We start from the raw sequence: 22861 nt of genomic DNA, 5'->3' as shown, positions 1-22861 counted from the left end.
AAGTCCAAATATGGGGGCGGTAGCCTGCAAGACTCAGCAGCGGAAGAGCCGGATGGTGGAAATCTCCTTGTCCGGATCTGGTGAGGGCCCCGGGGCAGTCGACCGGGGCTACTCGACACTTCCGTTCATGCCCCTTCGTGAAGTGCCGCATCACCCGGAACGGCCCGACCACCTCCGCCTTGGCGAGCGCCTGCGTCAGCTCCTCTCCAAACTCCTCCGCCAGGTACTTCGCCGCGTCCTCCGACAGCTCACTCACGTCCTTGAGGACGACCTTCTCGCCGCGTGCCAAGGCCTCCGACGTCGCCTTCATGAATTTGTTGCCGAGCGCCATCGCCACCGGCGAGAACATCACCGCCGCGGCCGCCGCCTGGAGCCGCGGGTCGTTCGGCCCGTCGGCATTCATCCCGCCGACGATCCCGTATTCTTTCCCGTCAGGCCGATGCAGGTCCTCGTTCATTTGCAGGTTGAAGATCGCCCCCGCGATCACCACCTGCTCCAGGATCGCCCCGGCGCGCGTCTTCTTCGGCCGCGCCGGGCAGCCCTCCTTCGTCTGCTCGCACGACGTGACGTTCAATGGCTTCCGGTCTTCCGTGTCCACGAGCTGCGGGAGCACGCCGCCTCGATCCACGAGCCCGTGCTCCTTGTCCGCCCACTTCTCTTCCCGACGCGGCAGGATCGGCTCGCTCGATAAGACGCCTTCCCGCGGCAAGACCGGATCCTGCCGTTTGGCAGGTGCCGAAGCACGTGGAGGCGGCGGGCCCTCCTTTGGCTGCGGAACGCGATGCTCCTCGACGCGCTTCTCGACGCTGTCCTCGTCCCCGCCGCGCTTGCCAGTCGTTTGGCTCGCGCTCCCGTCCTCCGCTTTTTTCTCCTCCTTCGGCGGCTCCTTCGCCGGCGCCGGCTTCGGTCGCGGCGGCGGCGGGCATTTCAGCAGGTTGTACGGGATCGGTAGGACACGGACGCTCTCTGGCGGGGCATAGGGGTCAAAGATAAAGGTGGCGCGCCCCTCGACCTTCCGCGCGAACTCCACCCGGCTGCGCGTGGTCCATACCGTCGCCGACCCCTGCTCATAGGCCCACTGGGTCATGCCGGGCGGGACGTCCGGCGGCTTGACACAGACACGGAACTCCAGCGCGCGCGCGGGCGAAACGCTGAAGAGAAGGGTCACTGTCAGCAGGGACGAGGTGAAGACACCACGGCGCATGGGAGCTCCCGCGCCGAGGGTACCGCCGCTTCGAACGCAACTGGAAGCCCCCTTGCCCCTTTTCTTCGCGCCATGATACCGTCTACACCACGCCATGGCCTTCAAAAATCTCCAGACCGAAGAGATGCTCCAGGTCTCCGCCACCTGGACCGACCTTCAATCCCCCGCCCGCGCCGCCCTTCTCGGAAACCCCGATCTCTCCGCCAAGCTCGCCCGTATCGACGAGATCCATTCCATTCTCGCCGCCGCTGCCCAGCCCGCGAACCATCCGCGGCTCGACGAGATCAGCAGCGAGGAAGGAAAGATCGACCTCCGGCACGACGCCATCATTCGAGGCGTGTACGGGTTTTTCACGTCCACCGCCGAGCTGCTCGGCGGGGAGGCCGGGGCGGACTTGATCCAGCTCCGCGATTTCCTCATTCCCGAGGGGCTTCCCAGCATGCAGAAGACGTATCGCGCGCAGGCCGGTCAGGCGCAGCAGCTCGCCTCTCGCCTCACGCCCGCGATCCAGATGCGCACGAGTGGCATTCTCATCGGCCAGGTGCCCGCGCAGAAATCCATGACGGAGTACCTCCAGGAGTGGATTGCGCTCGGCAAGCAGCTCGGCGAGCTCGAAGACGAAAAGGGCCGCCTCCTCGCCGAGCAATCCGAGCTTTCCTCCGGCGCGGCGCTCGTGAAGGCCCGCAATCGGTGGATTCGTGTCGCCAATTCGCTCGTCGCCGACGGCGAGCTCGCCGAGCTCGCGCCCGCGACGGAGGCGTTGATCTTCGGGCCGCTCCGGGACGCCGAGAAAAAAGCGGACGCACGGGCGCGGAGCGCGACCGCCGCCAAGCAAACCACGAGCGGGCCGGCGCCGACCCCCGAGGCACCCTGACGAAGCACGCGGCCCCCCGGTCCGGACCGCCCCCCGCATGCTCCCGTGAGCCGACAAGCCGGTCCGGACCGCCCTGCCGCGTGGTTCGAACCACGCGGCAGCCGGTTCGATCCCCCTTCCGCGTGGTTCTGTCACCTTATCCCCCACCATGACCGCCTACCGCGGCCGCTTCGCTCCCTCGCCCACCGGCGCCCTCCACCTCGGCAGCGCCGCGGCCGCCCTGTTCTGCGCCGCCGCCACCCTGCAAGCGCGCGGCACCCTCGTCCTTCGCATGGAAGACATCGACCGCCCGCGTGTCGTCCCCGGCGCGGCCGAGGCGATCCTCGACGACCTCGCGTGGCTCGGCCTTCGCTGGGACGAGTCTCCCGCGCAGGGCGGCCCCTTCGCGCCGTACGTGCAATCCGAGCGCTTCGCCCTCTACGAAGCCGCCCTCGAAGCGCTCGCCGCGCGTGGCCTCGTCTACGCCTGCGACTGCTCCCGCGCCGAGATCGCCCGCGTCGCCAGCGCGCCACACGCCGGCGAGGAAGGCCCTCGGTATCCCGGCACGTGCAGGCCCTTCGGCATGCAGAAGCGCGACTTCAAGCGCCCGCCCGCCGTGCGCCTCGCCGTGCCCGACGACGAGCGCGCGCGGGTCACCGTCCACGACCGCGTGCTCGGCACGTACACCGAGCACGTCGGCCACGGGACCGGCGACTTCGTCCTCCGCCGCGGCGACGGCGTCTTCGCGTACCAGCTCGTCGTCGTCGTCGACGACCTCCACATGCAGATCACCGACGTCGTGCGCGGCGGCGACCTCGCGAGCTCCTCCGCGCGGCAGACCCTCCTCGCGCGGCTGCTCGGCGGAACACCTCCCACGTTCGCGCACGTCCCCTTGCTCGTCGCCGACGACGGCAGCCGCCTCGCGAAGCGGGACAAGCTCATGCCGCTTCGTGATCATCGCGACGCGGGCCGCGACCCACGCGCGCTCGTGCGCGCCATCGCCCGCGCGTACGGACACGACCTCGGCGACGCCGATGCGCCGCTCGAAGCGCTCGCCGCGTCCCTCGACTGGTCCCGCTTGCCGCGCGAATCCGTGCGTGTGTCGGCGATCGTCGCGCGGTAAGATTGCCCGCCGATGCACCGCGAGAGCTCCGCCACGTCCGATGCGCTCATCGGAGCTGTCATCGACAAGCGCTTCCGCGTCATCCAGTACCTCGGCAGCGGAGGCGTGGGTCACGTCTACGTCGCCGAAGGCCTGCGCGGCGGGCGCAAGGGTCCTCGCGTGACCGTGAAGGTGCTGCGCGCCGAGCACCAGGCGAACGAGATGCTGCGCGCGCGCTTCCATCGCGAGATCGCCGCCGCGAGCCGCGTCACCGATCCGCGCGTCCTCCAGGTTCACGACGCCGGCACCTTGCCGAACGGCCTGCCGTACTTCGTGGCCGAGCACCTCGTCGGGCTCGACCTCGCCGACACGCTCTCCTACGCGCGCACGCTCACGCCCGTCCGCGCCACGCGTATCGCCGTCGACACGGCCTTCGCCCTCGCCGCCGCGCACGCCTCCGGTGTCGTGCATCGCGACGTCAAGCCGGAGAACATCTTCCTCGTGCACGCGCCGGACGGGCGCGAGCTCGTGAAGCTGCTCGACTTCGGCTCCGCCTGGATCGACGGGGATCCGGGCGGCACGGGGGTTGGGGCGCAGGGCGCCGGAGGCGACCCGAAGCCCCAAGCGTTGAAGGACTCGTTTCGTCTCACGTCGCGACGCTCGGCCGTCGGCACGCCCGAGTACATGCCGCCGGAGCAGGCCGCGGGCGAGCTCGCAGAGCCGACCGCCGACATCTACGCGCTCGGCGTCGTGCTCTTCGAGATGCTCGCCGGCGCTCCGCCCTTCGTCGGCACGCCCGCGGTGGTCGCCGAGCGGCACGCCGTCGAGCGCCCGCCGCCGCTCCGCGCGGGAAACGCCGCGCTCGCAGCCTCGACCGCGCTCGAAATCGTGGTCGTTCGTGCGCTCGAAAAGGACCCGGACCGGCGCTACGGCTCGGCCGCCGCCATGGCCGAGGCCCTGCGCGACACCCCCGAGGGACGTTGTTTGCGGTGAGACTACGCACGATTCTGCGGTGGACATTTGCCCCCGGGGCCGTCCCCTGCTAGACGCCCTCAATCCTCTCGAAGGGCGGCCCAGGCCGTGCAAAGCGCTCGGACGAGCCGAGCAACACACCCACGAGCCGCATGGAAGCCATGGGGCGAACGACCCCCTCTCCTCTGAATCCCCTGCCTGATTACGCCGAGGCCGACCTCGAGCCGAGCTACACCGTCGGCCCGGCGCCGCTCCCGCTGTGCGAGCCTGCGCGTCGATACGACGTCTCCTTCGACGAGGCGCGCATCGACCCGGACGTGCAGAAGGTGATCCGGCGCCTGACGCGTCACGGTCACGAGGCGTACCTCGTCGGTGGCTGCGTCCGTGACCTCCTGCTCGATCGGAGCCCCAAGGACTTCGACGTCGCGACGAGCGCGCGGCCCGAGGAGGTGCGCGAGCTTTTCCGCAACTCCCGCATCATCGGCCGTCGCTTCCGCCTCGTGCACGTCCTCTTCCAGGGCGGCAAGGTCATCGAGGTCGCCACGTTCCGGCGCAACCCGAAGGACGACGGCGACGAGTCCGCCGAGCTGCTCATCCGCAGCGACAACGTCTTCGGCGTCGCGAGCGAGGACGCCATGCGGCGCGACTTCACGATGAACGCGCTGTTCTACGACATCGAGGCGCGCCAGATCCTCGACTGGGTCGGCGGCATGGCCGACGTCGAGCGCCGCGTGGTGCACACGATCGGCGATCCCGAGACGCGCTTCCGCGAAGACCCGGTGCGCATCCTGCGCGCGCTCAAGTTCGCAGGCAGGCTCGGCTTCGCGATCACGCCCGACGTCTACGACGCCATCGTCTTCTGCCGCGAGGCGCTCGCGCTCGCGGCGCGCCCGCGCCTGTCGGAGGAGATCCTGCGTCTCTTGCGCGGCGGTCAGGCGCGCCGGACGATCTACCTCGCGTGGGAGACGGGCGTGCTCGACGTGCTCTTGCCCGAGCTGTCGTCGCTGCTCTACGACGAGGAGCGCGAGGACGGCCCGGGCATCCGGCAGTGGCGCTTGCTCGAGTACATCGATCAGCGCAGCGCGGAGGTGGGCGGGCTCGACGACACCGTCCTCTGGACGTTGCTCTTGCTCGAACCGCTCAAGGAGGCGTGCGACGGCGCGCGCGACCGGGGCGCCGCGGTGGCGGATTTCCTCGAACCGCTGATCGAGCGGCTCGCGCTCTCGCGCAGGTACGCCGACGGCATCCGCCGCATCATCGGCGTGATGCCGCGCCTCGCGACGGGCCGCGCGGGTCGTTTCGCCCGCACCGAGTTCTTCCAGGCGGCCCTGGAGGTCGCCTTCGCCGACCTCACGGCCCGCGGCGAGCCCACGACCGCGCTCGAACGGTTCCGCAGCTCCGCGCCTTCGACGTCGTCGATGCCGCACCATCACCATCGCGAGCGGCCGCATCCGTCCCACCGCGGACGGCGGTAGGCCCTGACGCGATCGCCCGCGTGGAACTTCCGCGCCCTTCGTGGTTCACTAGCGGAACGTCATGCGCGTGGCTCCTCCTTCGCTCCTCGCCCGCTCGCGACTTGGTCCCAAGGGGTACGCTTCGCGTCCCCCTCTCGGCCAGGCAAAGCCCGGCCGATTCACCCCGCGCGCCCTCGCGCGCCTTCCCTTCGTGCCCTTCGTCCTCGCCGCGTCGATCGCCCTCTCGGGCACGGTCGACGCGCAGCAGAGCTCGATCCTGCACGAGTTTCTCCCGCCCGATCCGCAGGAGAACCTCTCGTGGAGCACGACGACCATCGACGGCGACCTGCCCGCCGCGGTGCAGACGCCGAGCGGCATCGCCACCGCGCCCGATCCGCGTCGTCCGCCCGACGCGCGCAACCTCTACGGCGGCTCGACGACGGACGACACGCCCGAGTCCACCTACGAGCCCGACCGGGACACGCGCCGCCCCAACGTCGAGAACTACGAAGACCCCTTCACGCCCTCGACCGCGCCCTTCAAGCGCCTGCGCGCCTTCGACGCCGTCCTCGACGACTACACCCTCGCCGTTCGCGACAAGACCCTGCGCCCCGTTCCCATCGGCGGCACGCTCGCGCCCGGCGAGGAGACCTTTTACGGCGACTTCTCCGTCGGCCTCGTCCCCGATCAGCCCGTGCGCATCCCGAACGTCGGGCCCGGCTCGCGGCTGCTCCGGCTGAGCTCGAACCCCGAGACACGCATCGAGGTTCTTCGCGACGGCGCCGACAACTGGTTCGTCCGCGGACACGATCGCAAAGAGGTGCGCCTCGTGGTCCAGCTCGGCATCCCGCGCGCCGCGTTCGGCAGCGCGTTCGCGGACGTAGGCTGGACCGAGCTCGATCGCCTCGTGCCGCCGCAGCCCACCACGCACCGCACAGCCTTCGCCCAGGTCGCCGACGCGATCGGCATCTCGCGCGCGATGCGTCCGCGCGACGTGCTCGAAAAGATGGTCGGCTACTTCCGCTCGTTCGAGCCCTCCGACGATCCGCCGCGCGGCCGCGAGGACATCTACCTCGACCTCGCGCTCACGCGGAAAGGCGTCTGCCGACATCGCTCGTTCGCGTTCCTCGTCACCGCCCTCAACATCGGCCTGCCCGCGCGCATGGTCGTCAACGAGGCGCACGCGTGGGTCGAGGCGTTCGACGGCAACCTCTGGCATCGCATCGACCTCGGCGGCGCGGCGCTGAACATGGAGTCGCAGCAGGACGATCGGCCCGCGCACCAGCCGCCGCCCGATCCCTACGCTTGGCCGGAGAGCCAGGACTCCGGACAGGAGATGGCCGACCGCGCGCGGAACGACGCCGGCGGCCAGAGCGGGAACGCGCAGAATGGCGGGACGAACGGCGCTGCGCCTTCGCCGAGCGCGACGACGTCGTCCAGCGCGGCCCCGCCGGAGCCCGCGCCGAGCGCGACGGAGCCCGCGGATCCGAACGCGCCGCCCGCGGAGATCACGGTGGGCGAGGTCGGCCGGGACGTGCGGCGTGGCTTGCCGGTGATCCTGCGCGGCGAGGTGAAGAGCGGCGGCAGCGCCTGCCCGAACGTGCGCGTCGACGTGGTCCTGCGCAGCACGAACGCGCCCGAGGGCATCGTCGTCGGCTCGCTCTCCACCGACGAGCGCGGCGCGTACAACGGGCCCGTCGTCATCCCGCGCGAGCTCTCGCTCGGCGAGTACGAGCTCGGCCTGCGCACCCCGGGCGGCGCGCGTTGCGGGGCGGGGGGGACCAAGTGACCGAGCGGGGCGAGCCGTAGGTGTTCGTCGAAGGCGCGCCTCGCCTGGCCGTCGGCGCGGCCGTGATCGATCGCGGGGAGAGCGAGCCGCGTGTCTTGCTCGTCCGCCGCGCGCACCCTCCGATGGCCGGGACGTGGTCGCTACCGGGGGGACGTGTCGAGCCGGGCGAGCGGCTGGAAGTCGCGGTCGCTCGGGAGGTGCTCGAGGAGTCGGGGCTCGTCGTAAGAGTCGGTCCGCTCGTCGAGGTCGTCGAGGTCGTGGATCCTCCCTACCATTACGTGATCCTCGATTACGCGTGTCTCCGGACGGGCGGCGACCTAAGGGCGGGGGACGACGCGAGTGAGGTGATCCTCGCGCGTGTGGACGATCTCGGCCGTCTCGGGGTGACGGAGGCCGTTCGGCGGGTGGTGACCCGGGCGCTCGTCTTGCAATGAGGTCGGATGGCGGGATCGTCCGCGCGCCATGCCAGAGGCCTGCGCAATGCCCGTGCAAGGGCCGCGCATCGGGAACCGGGCCCTTTGTTTGGGACGGATGAATCGCATGTGAGGGACGTGGGAATCCGCGCGCCACGCCGAGGCAACGTGGCCCATCGATTGCACCCCCGACCTTCGTGCGCATCCTCGAAGTCGACCCCGGTCGCTGGCGCGTCGAATTCGACAGCGGCCTGGGCCTCGAAGTGGTCCTCTTGTTCAGCCGCACCGTGGCCTTCTGGCGATGGGGCGGGGAGCTCTTCGCGGAGGTAAATATCGGGGAGTCATGAAGGCGATTGGAAATGAAGAGGAGGCTTCGGAAGAGCCTGCCCGATGTGGCAGGCTCTTCCTCTTTTCAGCGCGGAAGCTTGTCGTGGTACCCTCCTCGCCGCGAAGCCGATGACGAGAGCACGACGAACGATTTTACGAGTCACGGGTGCGGCCACGTTTGCCTTGCTCTCCGCGGCTTGTGGGGCGGGGAAGGACGTGGGTCCCGGCCCCGCGGTGCCGGGCCCGCTGAAGATCACCGCGGGGTATCGGGAGCCGCCGCGTGTCCTGTCGGGCCACCGCTGCTTGCGCCTCGCGGACGGGCGGGTGGCGGTGGTGTCGGTCGGGCGCGGGTCGGGCCAGTTGATCCTGCAGGCGAGCTGGACGTCCTCGGAGCCCGTGCTCGATTCTCTGTGTCGCCGCGAGGACGTCGTGCTCCTCCTCCGGGACGGCCGCGTGGTGCTTCGGAGCTTCGACGCGCGCGGCACGGGCCTCGAGAGGCCTTACAACGACTTCACCGAGGGGGGCGTCGGGTTCGAGGCGAAAGGTGGGTCGCGCCTCGCCGAGGTCGTCGGTCGAGAGTATGCCATCGTTTGCGTGATGGGCGGCGGCGAGGTGCGTTGTCCGCGGGACATGAAGGCGATTTACGGGGAACTCGAGGCGTACGGCCCCCTTCGGAACCTGTACGCGCAGGGCCGGGCCGCGCTGCTCGAGGACGGCCGATTCGTCCTCGGAGGCCCCGGACGCCGGAGCAACCAGATCCTGCTCGATCGGGTGGTCCGGGTATCGGTCGCGGACTTTGGATTCAACAATATCGTCGGGTGCCTGGTGCGCGACGACGCCAGCGTGTGGTGCTGGGGTCGGAACGATTTCGGCCAGCTCGGCGACGGCACGCGCGAGCGCCACGACAACCCCGTGCGGGTGGTCGGATTGCCGCGCGTGGTCGACGTCTCCACGTCGGGAGAGCACGCCTGTGCGATCGACGAGGAGGGCGACGTGTGGTGCTGGGGCCGCTCGAAAGACGGAGAGACGGGCGAGGCGGGCAAGGAGGCGACGGAGAAGCGCGAGGTTTGCCCGATTGACGAGGCCGCCACCGAACAAGCGCGAGAGGAGGCGGCGGCGAATCCCCCGTGCGAAAGCCCAGCGAAACCGGGCCCCCTCGTGGAAGAAGCGAACCGGGTTCGCCGCGTGGACGACCCGTGCGGGCGGCTCGGCTGGACGCCGGAGCGGGCCCGACAGAACGTGACGCCCATAAGGAAGCGTGTCCCGGGTTGCGTGATGCCGGAGGATCTGCACGAGGGGCATCCGGTGCCGGTGAAGATCGACGAAATCAAGGACGCGGTCGCCATCGAGGCAATGCCCGAGCGGACGTGGGCGGTGCGCCGGGACGGGGTGATCGTGATGTGGGGAGCCGATGCGAAGGACGGCGCGCCGCGCATGCAGGCGTTTCCCGTGGTGAACGGGGCGGCCGCTTCTCCTAGTTCGCGCTGACGACCTCTTTCCGCGCTGCCACCACCCAATCCCGCGCTTCCCATCCCCGCTCCTTCGCCATCCCCACGGGCACCGGCCGGTAGAGCGCCGTCGCCGTCACCGTCGCGCCCGGACAACCTGCCGGCAGCACGAACGAATGCTGGCTCGTGACCTTCGTGAACGGCGGCAGCCTGCTGTCGCTCGCCATGTCCACCGCGCGATAATGCGGGACGAACCGCTTTCCCTCCGCGTCCACGAGCACCCGCGCGAACGCCTGCCCCGGCGCACCCGCGAGCGCCGCCGAGCCCGATCCGTCCATCACCTCCGCCGCGAGTCCATCCCCGAGGAACACCCGATCTCCCGGCATGACCTCCGCCATGCCCGCCGTCACGATTTGCCCGTTCGCCGCCGATACGACCTTCACCTCCGCGACCGGCACGCGAATCGGGATGCCTTTGTTCGCCGGGGAAAGCGCCGGATCCGCGAAGACGCCAATGCCTGGGTAGTCCAGCCAATCCCCTGTCTCCCGCACCACCCGCAAGACCTGCCCCGGCTTCGCGTGGGCCGCGCCCTCCGGCCAGGACCAGGACGTCCCGACGACCGCCACGCCTTGCCCGATCACCCCCTCCGCCCACGCGCCTCCCACGTCCGGCACCGTCGGCCCCGCGCTCGCCACGAGCACCTCGCCGCAGGCCTCGGCGCGAAGCACCAGCACGAGCGATCGCATGGGCTCGCCCGTCGGCAAGGCATGTCCACATCCCTGGTTCGAGAGCGTCACCGAAACGTCGACCCCGCCTCCCGCCGCCTTCGCCGTCATCCACATTCCGAGCGCCAGATCCAAAAGCCGCGGCGTCCCCGCGAGCGGCCCCCGAAATGCGTGCGACCGAATCTGCTCCGGCGGCCGCACGAAGCCGAACGTGATGCCTCCGTTTTTCGGGGTCGTCTTGTCCAGGGTGTTCCAGAGCCCCTCGTTCGGCGGCATGTGGCAATGCTGGCAAGGCGCGCCCGCCTCCGCCCACGGGCTCGAAGACCATTCCGCGAACGTCGAATGCACGGGCAGGCCGTCGGGGAACCGCGCCGGATCGACCATCTGGCCCGGGAGCAACGCCGGCTGCGCCTGCTCGTGGCAGCCCGCGCAGAACGTCGCCTCGGAGAATTTGGGTTGATAACTCCCGCCCATGAACTCGTTCGGCACGTCCGGCAGCGGGCCGAACATCACCTGGCGGAGCTTCGCCAGCGGATCGTTCGAGACGGTTTCGCTCGGTCGCTGCAAAAGGAGCCGGCCCGCGGTGCCCGGCGGCTTCGTCAGGTCGATGTCCCGCACCTTGTGGCACGTGTCGCAATGGTTCCCGTTGTCGAACGCGATCCCCGTCGCCTCCAGCAGATCACGGCCGCCCGCCTTTCCGTCGAGCCCCGCCGCGTGGCAATCGGCGCACGCGCCGAACGCTGTGGGCTTCTCGGCCGCGGGCAAGGCCGGATCGTCGCAGGCGAGCGCGCCTTTCGCGCCGCAACCATTGAGGTCCGGCAAGACCCCGCCGCCGAGATAACAACGCGGCGCCGTTCCCATCATCGAGCCCGGCACCCGCCCCGTCCGCCATTCCCCGCCCGCCGCCGCGCACGACGCCGCGTCCCCGTGCGCGCGCGACGTGCCCGCATAAAGGTCCTGCACGAGCGGATCCCGCGTCGCTTTCGCGTGCGCCGATTGCTGGAACTGCGCGACGAGCGTCGTGTGGCAATGCCCGCAGAGGGCCGTCGTCGCGTCGAGGGTTTCATCGCCGACGCCCGGCGGGCCGAATTTGTAGCCGTCGGCATTGTCCGGCGGCGCCGCTTCGTGCAGGACGAGCTCGATCGGCCCCTCGGGCAACGCGTCGAATTCGATCCCGGCGCTCCGGTAGCCGACCTTCGCCGCGACCACCGTGGGCGCGCCCGAGATCGACGTGGAGAGCTCGATCGAAAACGCACCGTCGGGCCCCGTCACGAGCGCGGGCGCGCCGCCGCCTTGCATCACGATCGCGCCGGGCAGCGGCGACGTGCCGTCCGTCACCACGCCCGTCACGGGGAACACCTCGGGCAACGCGCCTCCCGCGCCCGTCGTTGGACCCACCACCGCCGAAGACGACGACGACGACACGGACCCCGCCGCGCCTTGCCCGCCCGCGCCGCCTACGCCCGCGGGTTCGTCTTCGCCGCAGCCGGAGAGCATCCTGACGGCGGCCGTGACCACGATCGAGGCCGAGGCGAGACGCGCGTGTTTCCCGGGATGCCACATGCATCTGACGCTACCACCGCACTTGCACGTTTGCGCTGGACGCTTCCTCGGGGGACGCTCGGGGCATGAACGAGCCCGCGCTCCTCTCCCGCATCGCTCGAGCTGCGTCGCTGCTCGTCGCCACTGACTTCGATGGGACGATCTCGGACATCACGACGGATCCCGACAGCGCGCACGCCAGGGACGACGCGTTCGCCGCGCTCGGAAGGCTCACGCGCGCGCCCGGCGTGCACGTCGCCGTCGTCTCGGGACGCACGATGGAAAGCCTGCTGGAACGAACGAGCGCCCTCGCGCCGGTCTACCGCGTCGCCGAGCACGGCGCGTTCATCGAGGGGCCCGACGGTGGCACGATCGGCGGCACGCACCCCGAGCGCGCGGCCGGCCTCTCCGCGCTTTCGGGCTTCGTCGAGGCGAACCACGCCCGTATCCCCGGCATGCGCTTCGAGCGCAAGTCGGTCGGCGTCGCCGTGCACGTGCGCGAGGTCGAGCCTGCGATGCGCGAGGCCGCAGCGGAAGTGCTCGACGCGTTCCGCAAGGCCGCCGTCGCTGCGGGATTCGAGATCATGGAGGGGCGACAAGTCGTCGAGGCGCGTGACCCGGGGGTCACGAAGCAGACGGCGCTCGCGCTCTTGCTCGCGCGCTTGCCGCCGCACACGCTCGTCGTGTACGCCGGAGACGACACGACCGACGAGGGCGCGATCGCCCTCGCACGGCAGCGGGATGGGGTGGGGATTTACGTGGCCTCGGCGGAGCGGCCGACGCCGAACGTCGAGGCGGACCTGGTGCTGCCCGGCCCACGCGCGTGGGCCGAGCTGCTTTCGCAGATTGCGGCCGTGCGCTCCGTTTGAAGGCGGCTGATGCGGGGAGCTTTTCGGGGCGTCCCGGGGACGAAGCGCAGGGGCCTACGGCTGTCCGGGCTGCTCGGACGCCGGCTTGCTACAATTGGCGTCCCATAACTTGTCGCACTCCGATATGCATGCATTTTGACTCAAACCGGTGCATTTGCAGACGCCGGTCCAGCAGTTCATGACGGCCTTGGGTTCTTTCGCCGTCTCCAAACCTGGACCCTCCGAGAGGAGGACGTCATAGTCGCGATCCTCTTCGGTTTCCGCCATACACCCACACAGCATTGCCAGAACGATAGCTGAAAAGACCTTCACGACTTCACCTCATCAATGGGGCGATCGAGAGAACGCGCGACGCGTATTCAGCGTATCCGGCACCAGCATATTGGAAAAGTTTTCGATCGGACGGAAGTGGCGGACGGACGGCAGGACGATGATCGGCAGAAGCCCATCGCGGCGTGGACGCGCGTGCTCGTGGTTCGTCTCATGCGAGGCGATCCCGCGGGAGACGACACCCGAGAACGGGGCGCTCGATCGTTCGTGATCACAAGAAACGTCGTGCCCCGGGCGTCCGCGGCAGGAGACCGCCGACAACCGCGTCGAGGAAGCCAAGCTCCTGGGGCGGAGCGCGGGCGAGGTGTTCCCCCCGCTGCCTGCTTCCCTGCCGAAACGGGCCGGGAAACATGCGGGCGGGGGGCACTTCACGGAATCTTCGGGGGTGGACTCCGGGGGCCGAGGCAGGGCCACGCGAGCGGCCCGACCGGAGCCCCGCAGGGAACGATCACTGCCCGATGAGGGCCTTGATCTCCTCGGCGATCTTGTCCTCTTCGCCCTCGCCGTAGCCGGCGTGGATGTGGCGGATCGTGCCCGTCTTGTCGACGACGAACGCGGTCGGCATCTTGGGCGGGCTGTAGGCCTTCGCGGCGCTCTTGTCCTTGTCCCACACGACCGAGAACTTCACGCCCGTCGCCTTCACGAACTCCTCGAGCTTGGCCTTGTCCGTGTCCTCCTCGTCGACGCTCACCGCGATGACGCTGAGGTCGCCGCCGAACTGATCGACGAGCTCCTGGTACTTCGGGAACGACTTCTTGCAGGGGCCGCAGTACGTCGCCCAGAAGTCGATGATGGTGACCTTGCCGGAGGCTTCCTTCACGCTCTTCGGGCCCTCGCCGGTGACCGCTTCTGCGGTGAACTCGGGCGCCGGCTTCCCGACGAGGCCGCCCTCGGCGCCTCCGGTCTCTGCACCGCCGCCCGACGCGGCGCCGCCGCCGCACGCCGCGACGGTGAGCGAGAGGGCCGCGCCCATGACGAGCGCGCTGAGGGTGCGGACAATCGACGATCTCGAGCTCATTCAGGTCTCCTGGTTTTGCTAAGACGGCGCTCTTTGCGCTCGGAAACTGCGGCTTCGGGCCTCGATCGCGAGAGCACGACCGATCCTTTGAACCGCGCGCACGGCGCGAGCTTACCTCAGCCCCAACCCACCCAGTCGACTTTGTGACGAACCGAGGGCACCATGCGGGGCCATGACCGCGAGAACCTCGCCCAGGGCCCGGTCGCGCCGCACCTTCCGCGCCGTCCTCGCCCTGATCCCCGCCCTCGCGCTTGGCGCGTTTGCCGGCTGTCAGATCGGCGTGGGTGACCAGGCGTGCACCGAGCAGTCGATCGTCAACGACAAGGACGACGCCTGTCCCTACGGCCCGCCCGGAGGTCCCAAGGTCCGCGAGACTGGCTGCCCCGAGCTCACGATCCTCGACCCCTCGGCGTGCACCACGGCCCCGACCTGGGCTGAGGTCTACTCGATCCTCACGGGCCCTTCGGCGGGCTGCACGATCGGCGGTTGTCACGGCGCGGCCCCGGGCGCGCGCGGCATCTTCCTCTCGGCCGACAGCTCCGACGCGTTTTACGACGAGCTCAAAGGGTACTCGGGCGCGCAGGGGTACCCGTACATCAACGAAGAAGACCCCTCGCGCTCCTGGATCCTCTGCAACCTCCAGGGCACGCCGGGCGGCGGCGCGCCGATGCCGCCCCCGAGCGGCCTGTCCGACGCCGACTACGCCCTCATCGAGCAGTGGGCGCTCTGCGGCCTGCGGCGGACGGGCGGCGGCGGGGACGCGGGGCCGTGAGCCGCGCGTGGCTCTGGAAGAATCTTGACGCGGGGCGAGAGAAACCCCGTTATACAAGAGAAAACCGGAGCTTCCCGCGATGCTGAACGAAGACACCTCTGCCTCGCTCGTCGTGCGCGCCGGTCGCGCGCTCCTCGTGGTCCTCGTGCTCGGCGGAGGCTTGCTCGCGAGCACCGGCTGCGCGCCCGTCGCGCCGTACGAGCGCGGCAAGCTCGCGCATCCGACGATGACGGCCGCCGACATGGCCGGCTTCGGCGAGTCGCACCTGCGCGCCATCACCGAGGGCGCGGTCGGGGGCAGCGGCGGCACCGGCAGCGGTTGCGGCTGCAACTGATCTCCTCCTCCGAGCCGAAGGTCGCCATCTTGTCGGATCCTTTTTTTCGGGGACGGGTTTATCTTGGCCGTCGCGTGATCCGCCGCCTCGCACAAGCCCTCCTCGCCCCGCTCGTCGCCGCTGCGCTCACGCTCGCCCCCGCGCCCGCGAGCGCCGCGCCCAACGACGAGGAGGTCGAGGTCCTCGTCCAGACGGTGCTCGAAGCGAGCTACAAGGAAGGCAAGTACCAGGAGGCGCTCGACACGCTGAACCTGGCGAAACAAGCGTGCGCCAAGAAGAGCGCGTGCAGCTCGAAGGTCCGCGCGAAGCTCTACGTCGCGCTCGGCACCGTGCTCGCCGGCGGCATGAAGAAGTCGAGCGAGGCGAAGGCCGCGTTCGCCACGGCGATCAAGGAAGATCCGACCGTCGCGCTCTTCCCCGACTTCACCTCGCGTGAGATCGAGAAGGCGTGGAGCGACGCGCGCAGCGCCGGTTCGCCGAGCGGCGGCAACCCGGAGACGAAAGAGGCGAAGGCCGCGTCGGGCGGCTCGAAGAAGCTCAAGGCCACGTACGAGGGCCAGCCTCCGGCGCGCGGCTGGCGCACGGGCGAGGGCTCGTTCTACCACGAGCTCGCGACCAAGGCCGAGAAGGAGCGCGAGTGGCTCGACTGCATCGCGTATGGGCGGGCGTCGTACGAGGCCGAGGATCGCACCTCGACGCGTTTCCTCGTCGCCGCGTGCGAGGCGCGCGCCGGCCTCTGGGTCGAGGCCGTCTCCGACTACGAGGCGACCGCCGAGGCCGCGTCGCGCAAGAACATCCGCCAGATGGCCGCGCAGGCGCGCAGCCGCGCCGATGAGCTGCGCGCCAAGATCCCGAAGATCATCGTCCAGAAGCCGGCGAACGCGACCGACCTCAAGGTCCGCGTGAACGGCGTCGAGCTCGCGGAGGATCAGCTCGGCGCCGAGATCCCCGTGAACCCCGGCGAGCGCACGATCATCGCGACGGGCAAGGTGAACGGCGCCGAGCAGTCCTTCGAGCAGAGCGTGAACGTCGGCGAGGGCGAGACGGCGACGGTCGAGATCAAGCTCGTGCCGAAGGGCAAGGCGATCGACCGCGCGCTCGTCCAGTGCATGCAGAACGCGCAGACGCAGGACCAGTTCGACGAGTGCATCGCGAAGAACCGCAAGCTGCCGTTGAACCTCAAGTTCGGCCTGGAGTTCTCGGCGTACCACGACTCCGACAAGGTCGACGTCGTCAGCCCGACGTTCTTCTTCAACGTCGAGAACCCCACGAGCGGCTGGGGTTTTGGCGGCTCGTTCCTCGTCGACGTCGTCACGGCCGCGTCGACCGACATCGTGGCCACGGCCTCGCCGCGCTGGACCGAGCAGCGGTACGTGCCCGCGCTCGGCGGACACAAGAAGTTCGGCGACGTCGACGTGAACCTGCACGCCGCGATGTCGATCGAGCCCGACTACCTGGCGTCGAGCGTCGGCACCACGGTCGCGATCGACCTGCGCCAGAAGACGGTCACGCCGAGCCTGAGCTACGACTTCTCGTACGACATCGCGGGCCGATCGGGCACGAGCTACGAGGTCTTCTCGCGGCGCATCCAGCGCCACGCGCTCGACCTCGCCTCGTCGTTCGTGCTCGACAAGAACTCCGTCCTGACCACGAACTTCAGCGCGGTGATCGAGTCGGGCGACAGCTCCAAGCCCTACCGCTACATCCCGACGTTCGCGCCGGACATCGCCCCGCGCGTCTTGCCGGGACAGTCGCTCGCGACGGTGAACTTTTACCGGAACCCCGAGCGCATCCTCGAACAGCTCCCGCTCGACCGCCAGCGCTTCGCGTTCGCCGCCCGCTACGCGCGCCGCTTCTCCGCGAGCACGCTGCGCGCCGAGGAGCGGCTCTACGCGGATAGCTGGGGCCTCAAGGCCACGACGACGGACTTCCGGTACCTCTACGACATCAGCGAGCGCGTGCGCATCTGGCCGCATTTCCGGTTCCACGCGCAGACGGGCGCGGCCTTCTGGCAACTCGCGTACGTGGCCGAACGGACGCCCACGGGCCTGCAAGTGCCTGCGCTGCGCACGGGCGACCGCGAGCTCGGCCCGCTGGTCGGCGTGACCGGCGGGCTCGGCACGCGCATCGCGTTCGGCGAGGCCAAGAACTGGGGCCTCATCGCGAGCGGCGACGTGATCTATACGCGTTTCTTGAACACGCTCTTCATCCTGCAGCGCTTCGGCTACTTCGGCGCGCTCACGCTGGAGGTCGACGTCGAATGATGACGACCAAAACCGCCCTCGCCTCGTCGCTCGTTGCGCTCGGCATGTTCGTCGGCTGCGGCAACCGCGCCGTCGACGAGCGTATCGCCGCGCTCGGCGAAGAGGACCCGAACGTCCCCGTGGGCGAGTTTCATCGCCCTGGACAGCCCTGCGTGCTCTGCCACGGCGAGTACCTGCGGGAGAGCCCGGTCATGAGCGTCGGCGGGACGATTTACGCGTACCCGACGCAGACGGCCGAGCAGAAGCCGCTGCCCGTCAAGGGCGTGAAGGTCAAGCTGACCGACTCGTTCGGCGAGCAATACGAGGTCGGCACGAACTGCGCGGGCAACTTCTTCATCGAAGCGGACAAGTGGGACCCGGCCTTTCCGCTGCGCGCCGAGATCGAGTACCCCGTGCCCGGGGCGCTGGAGAGCACGAAGCGCGTGGTCATGTCGACGCGCATCAGCCGCGACGGATCCTGCGCGGGGTGCCACGTGGGCAACCCGAACCAGGGTTCGCCTGGGTGGGTCACGTGCGCCGCCGCGGAGACGAATCCTCCGTTCCCGCCGCAAGACCCCGCCTGCCCGGGAGCTGCGAAATGAACACACGACGCAAGGCGAGCCTCTTTGGCTTCGGCGTGGCGCCGCTCTTCGCCCTCGTGGGTTGCGGCGTCCTTCTCGTCGCCGCTGGTTGCGGCGACCTGGGCCCTGCCGTGAACGAAATCGCGGCCCCGCCTTTCGACCCGACCTCGTTCCGCGCGGTCTCTGCGGTCCTCGAGCGCCGCTGCGGCACGCTTGATTGCCACGGCCACGCGGCGCGACCGCTGCGGCTGTATGGCCAGTACGGGTTGCGCCGGTACGAGGAGCGAACCTCGCCGAACGTCGAGAACTACGACGAATACTATTCCGGCGGGAAAGAGCCCACGACGATCGCCGAGCTGGAGGACAACTACCGCTCGATTTTGGCGCTCGAACCGGAGCTCGCAGCCAAGGTCTTCACGAAGGCCGCCGACCCCGAGGTGCTGACGATCGTGCGAAAGGCACGATTGCGCGAGAAACACAAGGGCGGGCTCTTGTGGAACAAGGGCGACCCCGGGGACGTGTGCATGGTGAATTGGTTGACGGGGAATACCGATACGACCCAGTGCGAGGTCGAGCTCGGGCATCCGTAGCGCAGGCGCAGCCATCACGCGGCGCAGGCCCCCGACGACCCTGTGCGTGTTGCGCGAAGGGCGCATATTTGCGCAAAAGGCGCGGGTGCGATGCACCAATTGCGCATCCGAGGCCACGGCAGGCTCCACGCCGAGAGCCGGTTCAGAGGCTTCCGTTGTTGGCACGATAACTGCTGTGCGCCCGCGTCCCGCGATGGCGTCGTCGCCACCTCGCGGAGGTATCGAGGAGGTTCAGCATGTTTCGTCGATTTGGAACGTTGATCAAGCCGCTCGCCGCGCTCGTGCTCTTCTGCGCTGCCCCGACCGCATGTCTCATGGGGAGCCCCGACCCGCAGGAGAATGTCGAGGCGGACACCGACGAGGCGAGCAGCGCGCTGCTGGGACCGGGCAGCCCGTGTTCGTCACACTGTCTCTGCGAGCTGGGAACGGCATGCAAGGCGAATGACTCCGGTCAAAAGGTATGCACGACGCTCGTTGATTTCAGCCCGCCCCAGCCGGGCCCCCTTTGCGCAGCCTCATGCCAGTGTCCAAATCCCACGAGCTGTGTCTTCAGCGGATCCTATGGGACCTGTCAGCCGCCGACGACGCCTTGCACGAGCCATTGTGATTGCGGCGTCCGCAAGATTTGTTCCAGCGGTTCCTGCGTCGCTGACTTCGGTCCGTATCCGGAGTGCCGTTGCAACAAGCACTGTCCCTCCGGGAAGTCCTGCAACAGCGGCGTCTGCATGTAGCTGCGCCCGCGCGGCTCCCACCACGAGACCTCGGGCGGCGATCTCGCCGCTCGTTTCCTTCCCGCCTCGATCCCCGTATTTTCGCGAATGCGCGTGATGCGGCTCCTCGGACCCAGCCTCACACCCTCGCGTGATCTCGTAGGGACGGCTGACGACCCTGCGCGCCTGCATTACGTTCCTCCTCAAAGGACACCTCGCACGGGGAGGGGCTCATGAAGCGTACTTCATTGACGGGGATTCTCGCGTTTGCAGGCGTGCTCGCGGTCGTCGGGGCTTTCTCGCCGTCGGCGCGGGCCGAATCTCGGCAGCAGGCCCAGGCGCACCGCGCGCAGCAGGCCCAGGCGCAACGCGTGCCGCGGGCCCAGACGCAGCACGCGCATCAGGCCAAGGCGCAGCGCGCGCCGCGGGCCAGGGTGACGTTCCAGGCGAACATCGCCGCGCTCACGAGTCAGAACCAAGCCTTTCGTCGCGTGCTCTTCACGGCGAAGCGGATGCAGATCGTGGCCATGAGCATCCCGCCGGGGGGCGATATCGGGAGGGAGCAGCACAAGCGGGTCGAGCAGGTCTTTTTCCTGGTCGAGGGCGAAGGAAATGTCGTCCTCAATGGCGTCGCGTCGCCGTTCCGACCCGGTGACGTGGTGTTCGTGACGGCCGGCGTCCGCCACAACTTCATCAATACCGGCAAGACGCCGCTCAAGCTGTATACGCTCTACGCACCGCCGAACCACATCCGAGGGCGGGTCCAGCAGACGAAGGCCCAAGCCCAGGCGGATCGACAGGACGAGGCGTTCGGGGAGCAGGTGCGGTAGGAGGCCACGAACACCGCGCATCCCGTCGAACCGACCCTCGAGGTCACCTTCGAGGCCCGCGCAGGCGCGGAAGAGGAGCAAGGCGAGGCGCCGCCGATGCGAACGGCGGCGCCTCACGAATGCGTGGCCGGCTACCAGGCGCCGGTGCTCGGCGCCTTCCCAACATTCCAGAGCCAGATGCTCAGCGCGCCCATGCCAGCACTGTAGGCGCGGAAGGCCCAGGGATCGAACCCCTGCGGCGCGAACCAGCCATACGGGTCGATCGTGAGCCTTTGGCCATCATTGCCACTGGCATTGATGGTGTGCGTCGCGTGCCAGTCATTGGCCGTGTTCGTCATGCGGAAGACGGCGAAGTGCAGGTGGGGAGCGCTGCTGTCCCCGTAGTTGCCCGAGTCGCCGATCACCTGCCCCTTCGTGACGGTATCGCCGTCGGCCACATAGAGCGTCTGCAAGTGGAAATACGACGATCGGAACGTCTCGTTGTAGGTCGATGGGCTGCGTGAAATCGTATGATCGATATAAATCTCGCCTTGGAAGGGACCGTCGCTGTTCGTCGCGCCCGTGTACCAGAATCGGGCCTTGACGACCGTACCATCTGCCACGGCGAGAAGGGGTGTCCCCCTCGGCATCAACCAGTCGTAGCCATCATGGTTGTTTCCAAAGGTCTTCTCCTCACCATCATGGTTGACAATCGTCGCCGTGGTCGAGCCGACCTGGCCGAACTGCGTGACATCCAGCGAGGGAATCGATTGGCGCGCGAAGTCGACCCCGTTCGAAGGCGTGTAGGTGGTGGTGGTCGTGTTGAAGGGCGCGTCGAAGAGCCGAAGGACCTTCGGGGCGACGGTGAAGAAACAACCATTGCGGTTCCCAGCGTCGGTGAAGGCTGCCGCGAGCGGCGCACCGCCGGTGCCAACGCGCTGGGTGACGAAACCGCCATCGCAGCGCACCACGACGTTGTTGGTGTCGTTCGTCGCGTACACGCCGGCGCGCGCGATGGAGCCACCCGTCGCCGTCAAGTTCAAGAGCGTGCAGGGGTCACTCGTGGCGCTGTCAAACCAGTTGAACGCCCACCCGCCAGAGGGCCAGCGGGCGCTGCAGTAATGGCCAAGCCCCGCGACGGTGATGGGCTGCTGGACGGCCCCAACGGGCCCGTCGACCTCGGCGCCTGCACCCTCGACGTCGTCTGTTTCACTCCTGTCGTCCCCCACGATGCAGCTCGGCACCGCAACGAGCGTCGAAGCAAGGATCAACCAACTGAATCTCGATGATATCATGTTCCTGACCTTCCTATGGGCCGGCACTAACGACGCCCTGAGCGACCTCGAGAGCTTGATCAACGACTTCAAAACCTGCTACGTCGTCGCCCTCCAAATAACCAGGCGGTGAAGCTCGATGATTTCTCGTATGGAAGCCGCGCGCGCCCTCGGCCTCGCCGTGCTGACGCTCGCGCCAAGCCTCGTCGCGTGCCGCTCGGGGAGCGGGAGCTCGCAAGTCGCGGCCACCACCGCCTCGCTCGCCGCGCCGACCCCCGCGCCTGCGTCCGCGTCCGGCTCGCCGTCGCCCTCGCCGACATCGTCCGCCGCGCCCGCCGCGGGCGGCACGGCCACCGGCTCGCTCGCGCTCGTCGCCTGGCTCGAAGGGAGCTGGCAGGGCAAGCAGATGGACGACGCGATCGTCGACGAGACCTGGAAGGTGACCGGGCCCATGACGATGACCGGCGGAGGCAAGACGACGAAGGGCGGCGACGTCCTCGTCGAGCACCTACGCATCGAGGTGCGCGGTGAAGACGTGATCTACGTCGCGACGCCGGGCGGCGGGAGCACGACCGAATTCCGCCGCGATCCGCGCATCTCCGGGGCCACGTTCGCCACGTTCGTGAACGAGGCGCACGACTGGCCGACGCACATTCGCTACGAGCGCGTCGGCGAGGCCCTGAAGGTGCGCGTGCACGGCCGACCGGATCAGTTCGAAACGAGCTTCACGCTCACGCGCCGCTGACCGCGTGCACCGCAGCAGCTACGAAAGCCCACGCAAGAACGACAGGACCACCTCTCCCAGGCGCTCGGGTTGTTCAAACGGAAGGCCGTGGCCGGCGTCCTGTACCTGTTCGATTCGTACACGTGGGTTCAGGCTCCGCAGCTCCGTCGCCATTTCGAGCGTGACGACGGGGCTCTTGTCACCCATGACGAGCAGGCTCGGGACGTCCATCGCGCTCACCACGTCGCGATACGCGGGGTTGGGCGGCGTGAGCACGTCGAATGCGCTCATGCGGGTCTTCCGTCTCGCCTCGGCTTGAAGCTCGACGATCTCGGGCGAGCGATGCGGGTGTCGGGCTCGGGCCTGCGCGACGAGGTCAGACGTCTGGGAGCCGAGGGCCTGGCGGTGTTGATCGGCGACGTCGCTATCGCGCACCTCGCGTTGGCGCTCGGGGCTCAAGAACGTCGGGTCGACCAGGATGAGGCCGCGGAGGACCCCCGCCCCTCGACTCGCCACCACCGCGGCGGTCATGCCGCCCATCGAGTGGCCGAGCAGAACCGGACGAGAGAGCCCGAGGCCGCGGATGAGGCCGACGACGTCGCTCGCGTGATCGTCGTACCGGTATCCGTGGTGCGGCGCGCTCGAACCGCCGTGCCCTCGGGCGCCGCCCGCGGCTCGAAGGTGACCTCGGGGGGTCCGGTGCATGCGGCCAGGTCGGCCGAAACTGCAAATAGAACTGCAACGAATGACCGCAGGCAGGCTCCGGGGTTCGTCCGAG

The 22861-nt window shown here is 69.0% G+C and carries 22 protein-coding genes and 1 pseudogene; 17 read left to right on the top strand and 6 right to left on the bottom strand.

Annotation, left to right across the window (positions count from 1 at the left end; translation table 11 throughout):
- Positions 1 to 1204: pseudogene (locus tag E8A74_RS10730) on the bottom strand (hypothetical protein); the annotation flags it as partial.
- A gap of 94 nt (positions 1205 to 1298) precedes the next feature.
- Here E8A74_RS10730 and E8A74_RS10725 point away from each other — a divergent pair.
- From E8A74_RS10725 to E8A74_RS10695, 8 genes are all read left to right on the top strand, one after another.
- Positions 1299 to 2078 (top strand): hypothetical protein, encoded by a 780-nt coding sequence (locus tag E8A74_RS10725; RefSeq protein WP_136928858.1) that lies wholly within the window; start codon positions 1299 to 1301, stop codon positions 2076 to 2078.
- A 148-nt stretch (positions 2079 to 2226) separates the two neighbouring features.
- Positions 2227 to 3180: a tRNA glutamyl-Q(34) synthetase GluQRS gene (gluQRS, locus tag E8A74_RS10720; RefSeq protein WP_170229033.1), complete on the top strand. Its 954-nt coding sequence runs from the start codon at positions 2227 to 2229 to the stop codon at positions 3178 to 3180.
- 12 nt (positions 3181 to 3192) lie between these two features.
- Complete coding sequence (locus E8A74_RS10715) at positions 3193 to 4152, top strand: serine/threonine-protein kinase (protein WP_136928856.1); 960 nt, start codon at positions 3193 to 3195, stop codon at positions 4150 to 4152.
- A gap of 140 nt (positions 4153 to 4292) precedes the next feature.
- Positions 4293 to 5606 (top strand): polynucleotide adenylyltransferase PcnB, encoded by a 1314-nt coding sequence (gene pcnB, locus E8A74_RS10710; protein WP_136928855.1) that lies wholly within the window; start codon positions 4293 to 4295, stop codon positions 5604 to 5606.
- Positions 5607 to 5796: 190 nt separating this feature from the next.
- On the top strand, positions 5797 to 7374 hold the full coding sequence (locus E8A74_RS10705) for a transglutaminase-like domain-containing protein (protein WP_232379483.1): 1578 nt from the start codon (positions 5797 to 5799) through the stop codon (positions 7372 to 7374).
- A 20-nt stretch (positions 7375 to 7394) separates the two neighbouring features.
- The gene (locus E8A74_RS10700; protein ID WP_136928853.1) at positions 7395 to 7808 is read left to right on the top strand and encodes an NUDIX hydrolase; all 414 of its coding nucleotides are present in this window, start codon (positions 7395 to 7397) and stop codon (positions 7806 to 7808) included.
- A gap of 176 nt (positions 7809 to 7984) precedes the next feature.
- A complete protein-coding gene (locus tag E8A74_RS52120; protein ID WP_153823572.1) occupies positions 7985 to 8134 on the top strand; it encodes a hypothetical protein in 150 nt (49 codons plus the stop codon).
- A gap of 109 nt (positions 8135 to 8243) precedes the next feature.
- Complete coding sequence (locus E8A74_RS10695; RefSeq protein WP_170229032.1) at positions 8244 to 9602, top strand: RCC1 domain-containing protein; 1359 nt, start codon at positions 8244 to 8246, stop codon at positions 9600 to 9602.
- Here E8A74_RS10695 and E8A74_RS10690 read toward each other — a convergent pair.
- The gene (locus E8A74_RS10690; RefSeq protein ID WP_136928851.1) at positions 9589 to 11850 is read right to left on the bottom strand and encodes a hypothetical protein; all 2262 of its coding nucleotides are present in this window, start codon (positions 11848 to 11850) and stop codon (positions 9589 to 9591) included. The two genes, E8A74_RS10695 and E8A74_RS10690, sit on opposite strands and share 14 nt — an antisense overlap.
- A gap of 65 nt (positions 11851 to 11915) precedes the next feature.
- Here E8A74_RS10690 and otsB point away from each other — a divergent pair, with 65 nt between their 5' ends.
- Positions 11916 to 12698, top strand: coding sequence for a trehalose-phosphatase (otsB, locus tag E8A74_RS10685; RefSeq protein ID WP_136928850.1), 783 nt, complete (start codon positions 11916 to 11918; stop codon positions 12696 to 12698).
- 54 nt (positions 12699 to 12752) lie between these two features.
- Here the strand turns inward: otsB and E8A74_RS10680 are convergent, their stop codons facing one another.
- Together E8A74_RS10680 and E8A74_RS10675 are read right to left on the bottom strand one after the other, a co-directional pair.
- A complete protein-coding gene (locus E8A74_RS10680; protein ID WP_136928849.1) occupies positions 12753 to 12965 on the bottom strand; it encodes a hypothetical protein in 213 nt (70 codons plus the stop codon).
- Between the two features lie 511 nt (positions 12966 to 13476).
- Positions 13477 to 14046: a TlpA family protein disulfide reductase gene (locus E8A74_RS10675; protein WP_136928848.1), complete on the bottom strand. Its 570-nt coding sequence runs from the start codon at positions 14044 to 14046 to the stop codon at positions 13477 to 13479.
- Positions 14047 to 14218: 172 nt separating this feature from the next.
- On the opposite strand from E8A74_RS10675, the gene E8A74_RS10670 reads away from it, so the two are divergent.
- The 6 genes from E8A74_RS10670 to E8A74_RS53845 all read left to right on the top strand — a co-directional run bounded on the left by E8A74_RS10670 (position 14219) and on the right by E8A74_RS53845 (position 20106).
- On the top strand, positions 14219 to 14818 hold the full coding sequence (locus tag E8A74_RS10670) for a hypothetical protein (protein ID WP_136928847.1): 600 nt from the start codon (positions 14219 to 14221) through the stop codon (positions 14816 to 14818).
- A 79-nt stretch (positions 14819 to 14897) separates the two neighbouring features.
- Positions 14898 to 15152: a DUF4266 domain-containing protein gene (locus tag E8A74_RS10665; protein ID WP_211365331.1), complete on the top strand. Its 255-nt coding sequence runs from the start codon at positions 14898 to 14900 to the stop codon at positions 15150 to 15152.
- A gap of 74 nt (positions 15153 to 15226) precedes the next feature.
- Positions 15227 to 17416, top strand: a complete 2190-nt coding sequence (locus E8A74_RS10660; protein WP_136928846.1) for a DUF3570 domain-containing protein — start codon at positions 15227 to 15229, stop codon at positions 17414 to 17416.
- Positions 17413 to 17997 (top strand): hypothetical protein, encoded by a 585-nt coding sequence (locus tag E8A74_RS10655; protein WP_136928845.1) that lies wholly within the window; start codon positions 17413 to 17415, stop codon positions 17995 to 17997. Before E8A74_RS10660 ends, E8A74_RS10655 begins: the two co-directional genes overlap by 4 nt.
- Positions 17994 to 18566: a hypothetical protein gene (locus E8A74_RS10650; RefSeq protein ID WP_136928844.1), complete on the top strand. Its 573-nt coding sequence runs from the start codon at positions 17994 to 17996 to the stop codon at positions 18564 to 18566. The genes E8A74_RS10655 and E8A74_RS10650 overlap by 4 nt, the downstream gene beginning before the upstream one ends.
- A 943-nt stretch (positions 18567 to 19509) precedes the next feature.
- Positions 19510 to 20106, top strand: a complete 597-nt coding sequence (locus tag E8A74_RS53845; RefSeq protein ID WP_211365330.1) for a cupin domain-containing protein — start codon at positions 19510 to 19512, stop codon at positions 20104 to 20106.
- 131 nt (positions 20107 to 20237) lie between these two features.
- Here E8A74_RS53845 and E8A74_RS10640 read toward each other — a convergent pair whose 3' ends face one another.
- Complete coding sequence (locus E8A74_RS10640; RefSeq protein ID WP_170229031.1) at positions 20238 to 21128, bottom strand: M23 family metallopeptidase; 891 nt, start codon at positions 21126 to 21128, stop codon at positions 20238 to 20240.
- A 187-nt stretch (positions 21129 to 21315) separates the two neighbouring features.
- On the opposite strand from E8A74_RS10640, the gene E8A74_RS52115 reads away from it, so the two are divergent.
- Both E8A74_RS52115 and E8A74_RS52110 read left to right on the top strand, forming a co-directional pair.
- Positions 21316 to 21492: a hypothetical protein gene (locus E8A74_RS52115; protein WP_170229030.1), complete on the top strand. Its 177-nt coding sequence runs from the start codon at positions 21316 to 21318 to the stop codon at positions 21490 to 21492.
- Between the two features lie 18 nt (positions 21493 to 21510).
- Entirely contained in the window at positions 21511 to 22104 is a 594-nt protein-coding gene (locus E8A74_RS52110; RefSeq protein ID WP_170229029.1) for a DUF6265 family protein, read from the top strand.
- 18 nt (positions 22105 to 22122) lie between these two features.
- On the opposite strand, the gene E8A74_RS10625 is transcribed toward E8A74_RS52110, so the two are convergent.
- On the bottom strand, positions 22123 to 22788 hold the full coding sequence (locus tag E8A74_RS10625) for an alpha/beta fold hydrolase (protein ID WP_232379482.1): 666 nt from the start codon (positions 22786 to 22788) through the stop codon (positions 22123 to 22125).
- Between the last annotated feature and the right edge of the window lie 73 nt (positions 22789 to 22861).

Origin of the sequence: Polyangium fumosum, assembly GCF_005144585.1 — a bacterium.
GTDB lineage: Bacteria > Myxococcota_A > Polyangia > Polyangiales > Polyangiaceae > Polyangium > Polyangium fumosum.
The sequence above is the reverse complement of the archived record's forward strand: the minus strand, read 5'-3'. Positions and strand labels throughout refer to the sequence as shown.

Bases quoted from the DNA above. Each gene is read 5' to 3' on its own strand.
- E8A74_RS10725 (WP_136928858.1), top strand. From the start codon at position 1,299: ATGGCCTTCAAAAATCTCCAGACCGAAGAGATGCTCCAGGTCTCCGCC.
- gluQRS (WP_170229033.1), top strand. From the start codon at position 2,227: ATGACCGCCTACCGCGGCCGCTTCGCTCCCTCGCCCACCGGCGCCCTC.
- E8A74_RS10715 (WP_136928856.1), top strand. From the start codon at position 3,193: ATGCACCGCGAGAGCTCCGCCACGTCCGATGCGCTCATCGGAGCTGTC.
- pcnB (WP_136928855.1), top strand. From the start codon at position 4,293: ATGGGGCGAACGACCCCCTCTCCTCTGAATCCCCTGCCTGATTACGCC.
- E8A74_RS10695 (WP_170229032.1), top strand. From the start codon at position 8,244: ATGACGAGAGCACGACGAACGATTTTACGAGTCACGGGTGCGGCCACG.
- E8A74_RS10690 (WP_136928851.1), bottom strand. From the start codon at position 11,850: ATGTGGCATCCCGGGAAACACGCGCGTCTCGCCTCGGCCTCGATCGTG.
- otsB (WP_136928850.1), top strand. From the start codon at position 11,916: ATGAACGAGCCCGCGCTCCTCTCCCGCATCGCTCGAGCTGCGTCGCTG.
- E8A74_RS10680 (WP_136928849.1), bottom strand. From the start codon at position 12,965: ATGGCGGAAACCGAAGAGGATCGCGACTATGACGTCCTCCTCTCGGAG.
- E8A74_RS10675 (WP_136928848.1), bottom strand. From the start codon at position 14,046: ATGAGCTCGAGATCGTCGATTGTCCGCACCCTCAGCGCGCTCGTCATG.
- E8A74_RS10670 (WP_136928847.1), top strand. From the start codon at position 14,219: ATGACCGCGAGAACCTCGCCCAGGGCCCGGTCGCGCCGCACCTTCCGC.
- E8A74_RS10665 (WP_211365331.1), top strand. From the start codon at position 14,898: ATGCTGAACGAAGACACCTCTGCCTCGCTCGTCGTGCGCGCCGGTCGC.
- E8A74_RS10655 (WP_136928845.1), top strand. From the start codon at position 17,413: ATGATGACGACCAAAACCGCCCTCGCCTCGTCGCTCGTTGCGCTCGGC.
- E8A74_RS10650 (WP_136928844.1), top strand. From the start codon at position 17,994: ATGAACACACGACGCAAGGCGAGCCTCTTTGGCTTCGGCGTGGCGCCG.
- E8A74_RS53845 (WP_211365330.1), top strand. From the start codon at position 19,510: ATGAAGCGTACTTCATTGACGGGGATTCTCGCGTTTGCAGGCGTGCTC.
- E8A74_RS52115 (WP_170229030.1), top strand. From the start codon at position 21,316: ATGCAGCTCGGCACCGCAACGAGCGTCGAAGCAAGGATCAACCAACTG.
- E8A74_RS52110 (WP_170229029.1), top strand. From the start codon at position 21,511: ATGGAAGCCGCGCGCGCCCTCGGCCTCGCCGTGCTGACGCTCGCGCCA.
- E8A74_RS10625 (WP_232379482.1), bottom strand. From the start codon at position 22,788: ATGCACCGGACCCCCCGAGGTCACCTTCGAGCCGCGGGCGGCGCCCGA.